This window comes from Rhodoferax sp., from assembly GCF_014859475.1.
GTDB lineage: Bacteria > Pseudomonadota > Gammaproteobacteria > Burkholderiales > Burkholderiaceae_C > Rhodoferax.
In genome coordinates this window covers 1-3,500 of the sequence record NZ_JACUUE010000234.1, presented here as the reverse complement: position 1 = coordinate 3,500, position 3,500 = coordinate 1, and the positions used below count along the sequence as shown (strand labels likewise).

Below are 3,500 nucleotides of genomic sequence, written 5' to 3'. Positions count from 1 at the left end.
AAGCGGCTGTTGCTGTTGAACATGGGCTCGCCGCTGACCTGAAACGTCTGCTGGCTGCCATCGGCATTGGCGCGGTGAAAGACAAAGTCCAGAAACGGCTCCCGCTTGGCAATGGTGGCGCGCAGCTTGTTGCGCTCTTCCTCGTTCCAGCCGTTGACCAGCATGCTCTTTTTGTCGCCATCGAGCGTCTCGACCTGAATGCCCAGCATCTCCAGCGCCGGGCCCGACACCTTGATGAACTGGCCGTTCTCGTCCTGCTCCCAGTACCAGTCGGAGGCCAGCTCGGTCAGGCTGCGGTAACGTGCCTCGCTCTCGCGCAACTCGGCCGTGCGCTCGGCCACGGTGGCTTCGAGCTCTTTGTTGTAGTCAGCGAGCTTGCGGTGCAGCAGGCGCACTTCGAGCATGTTGTGGATGCGTGTTTTGACCTCGAGCAGGTCGAACGGCTTGCTGATGAAGTCTTTGGCGCCGCAGGCCAGCGCGCGCAGCTTGTGGCCCGGTTGGGCGGTGAGCACAATCACCGGCAGGTAGGCGTCGGTGACGTTGGTCTTGAGGCCTTCCATCACCTGGAAACCGTCCATCACCGGCATTTGCAGGTCGAGCAGGATCAGGTCGTAGCTGTTTTGGCGATGCAGCGCGCACACCTCCTCGGGCTTCATCGTGGCACTCACGTGCAGGTAACCGGCCTCCGCCAGCAGTTGCTCCAGCAGTTGCACATTGGCCGGCTGATCGTCCACGATCAGGATGCTGGCTTGGTGGATGGCGTCCGTCATGGGCATGGTCAATTCCTTGTAGTCTGACTTTGATTGGAACAGTATTTTCCAGGTTGGCCATGGTGCCCGGTCCGGTATGGCTGTTCTGTGCGTTATCGTACATAAGCTCGATCTGAACCAACAAATTGATGAAAGCATGCGACATGTCAAGGCCATGATCGCCACTTGGCTGAAAACTGGACACCCAGCCACTACCCGTACACCCACCATGGCACTTGCCAACCTGGCCCCGGCTGACCTGGCCCTCAGCATTGCCCCCGAAGCCCTTGGCTTTGCGGACACCTCCGAGCTGCTGCAGCAGCCGCTGCCCTGGATCGGGCAGGCGCGAGCTGAAACAGCGGCGCGCTTTGGCCTGACCATGGAACAACCCGACTACAACCTGTTTGTGCTCGGCGAAGTGGGCAGTGGCCGCTCGACGCTGCTGCAGCAGCTGATGCGCGAGGTGGCCGCCACCAAGGCGGTGCCGCCCGACCTGTGCTACCTGCACAATTTCGATGCGCCAGAGCGGCCGCGCGCGCTGCGCATGCCACCCGGCCAGGGCAAGCTGTTGCGCCAGCACATGGCGCAACTGAGCAAAACACTGCAAAAAGAAATTCCGCAACGCCTTGACGGTCCTGATTTCAAGGCCGAAAGCGAGCACCTTGAAAAAACCTACAAGCTGGAAGAATCCGGCGCTTACGCCGAACTCGACGCGTTTGCCGAGGCAAGAAACTTTGCGCTGTATCGGGAGGACGGCCACCTGATCTTTACCCTGCTGGGCGCCAAGGGCCGGGCGCTGACCGAAAACGAGGCACGCTCGCTGCCCAAGGAGCAACGCGCCCAGGTCGAGCAGGCCGAGCAGGAACTACGCGCCGAGATTGCCCGCTACCTCGACAAAATCCGCCCCATTGAACGCCTCAAGAACGAGGGCTTGGCCGCGCTGCGGCGCCAGACCGTCAAGCCGCTGCTGGAGCATGAGCTGCAGGAAATCAAGCTGGCGCTCAAAAAGCATATCAAGGACGCGGTCAAGCTGGGCCATTATTTTGACCAGGTCATCAAGGATGTGCTGGACAACCTCGACGCCTTTCGCGTGGCCGATGCCAGCGCCGGGCTTGACGACGAGCTGCGCCAGGAAGAACTGGCCGCGGTGCTGGCGCGCTACCGGGTCAACCTGGTGGTGGACAACGAGGAATTGCGTGGCGCGCCGGTGATCATCGAAGACAACCCCTCGTTCCACAACCTGTTTGGCAGCGTCGAGTACCAGGCCGAAGAAGACGTGCTGCTCACCGATTTCTCGCGCATCCGGGCGGGTAGCCTGCTCAAGGCGCACGGCGGATATTTGATGTTGCATGTGCGCGACCTGCTGAGCGATGAACTGGTGTGGGAAAAATTGCGCCGCTTTTCGCGCACCGGGCGCCTGCAAATCGAGGAACCGATGCAGATGATTGCCCCCATGGCCAGCGTGTCGCTGGTGCCGGAGGCGCTCGACATCAGCGTCAAGATCGTGCTGATTGGCGCCACCGAAGAATACTACCTGCTGCAAGACGCCGACCCCGAGTTTGCCCGGCGCTTTCGCGTCAAGGTGGACTTTGCCGAGAGCTTTGCCGCCAGCGCGCAAACCTATGCGGCCTCAGCCGTGTTTGTGTCGCACACCTGCCAGCGCCTGGGACTGCCCCATTTCACGGCCGCGGCGATGGCGCAATTGCTGCAGGACGCGCACCGCGAGGTCGATGACCAGACGCGCCAGAGCGCCACCTTTGCCCGCATGGAGGCGCTGGTGATGGAAGCCGCCGCCGTTGCCCAAGCGCGCGCCAGCAACCGCGTGGACGGCGACGATGTGACTGCCGCACTGCAAGCGCGCCAGTGGCGCCACAACTACCCCGACCAGCGCATGCAGGAAACCATCACCGACGGCGAGCGGCTGATCAGCCTGCAGGGCGAAAAAACCGGCCAGATCAACGGCCTGACACAAATCGACCTGGGCGACTACCGTTTTGGTTTTCCGGTGCGGGTCACGGCGCACACCTCGGCCGGCGAGGACGGCCTGATCAACGTCGAGCGCGAGGTGGCGCTCTCCGGCCCGATCCACGACAAGGGCGTGCTCATTTTGCAAAGCTACCTGTCAACTTTGTTTGCCGCCCAGGCACCGCTGGCGCTCGATGCCACGCTGGTCTTTGAGCAGGAGTACCACGGCATCGAGGGCGACTCAGCCTCGTGCGCCGAGTTGTACGCGCTGCTGTCGTGCCTGTCCGGCTTGCCGCTCAGCCAGGGCATTGCCGTGACCGGCGCCGTCAACCAGCACGGCGAGGTGCTGCCGGTGGGTGGCATCAACGAAAAGATCGAGGGCTTTTTTCGCATCTGCGCCACCGCCGGGCTCACCGGCCAGCAGGGCGTGCTGATTCCGCAGCGCAACCGGCGCCACCTGATGCTGGGCAGCGAGGTAACCCAGGCCGTGGCGCAGGGCCGGTTTCGCATCTACACGGCCGAGCATGTGAGCGAAGGCATTGAACTGCTCACCGGCCACCCCAGCGGCCTGCCCGGCACGGCCAGCGGCTACGCGCCCAACACGGTGCTGGGCCAGGCCCAGACAACCCTGCAGGCCTACCGCCAGGCCTGCCAACTGGCGGACTCAGCCAAAGTGGGGCGCAGGCGCACAGGGCAACGCTGACAGAGGCTTCGTCATTGCGAGCCCGCCGTATCTGGTCCGATACCGCAAACGGACCTTGAACAGAGACTTCGTCACTGCGAGCC

The 3,500-nt window shown here is 63.0% G+C and carries 2 protein-coding genes; one reads left to right on the top strand and one right to left on the bottom strand.

Annotated elements, in window-relative coordinates; translation table 11 throughout:
* The coding region (locus tag IBX54_RS13595; RefSeq protein ID WP_296543194.1) for a response regulator at positions 1-776 on the bottom strand (776 nt) is incomplete at its 3' end.
* Between the two features lie 202 nt (positions 777-978).
* On the opposite strand from IBX54_RS13595, the gene IBX54_RS13590 reads away from it, so the two are divergent.
* A complete protein-coding gene (locus IBX54_RS13590; protein ID WP_296543193.1) occupies positions 979-3,417 on the top strand; it encodes a Lon protease family protein in 2,439 nt (812 codons plus the stop codon).
* Positions 3,418-3,500: the final 83 nt, after the last annotated feature.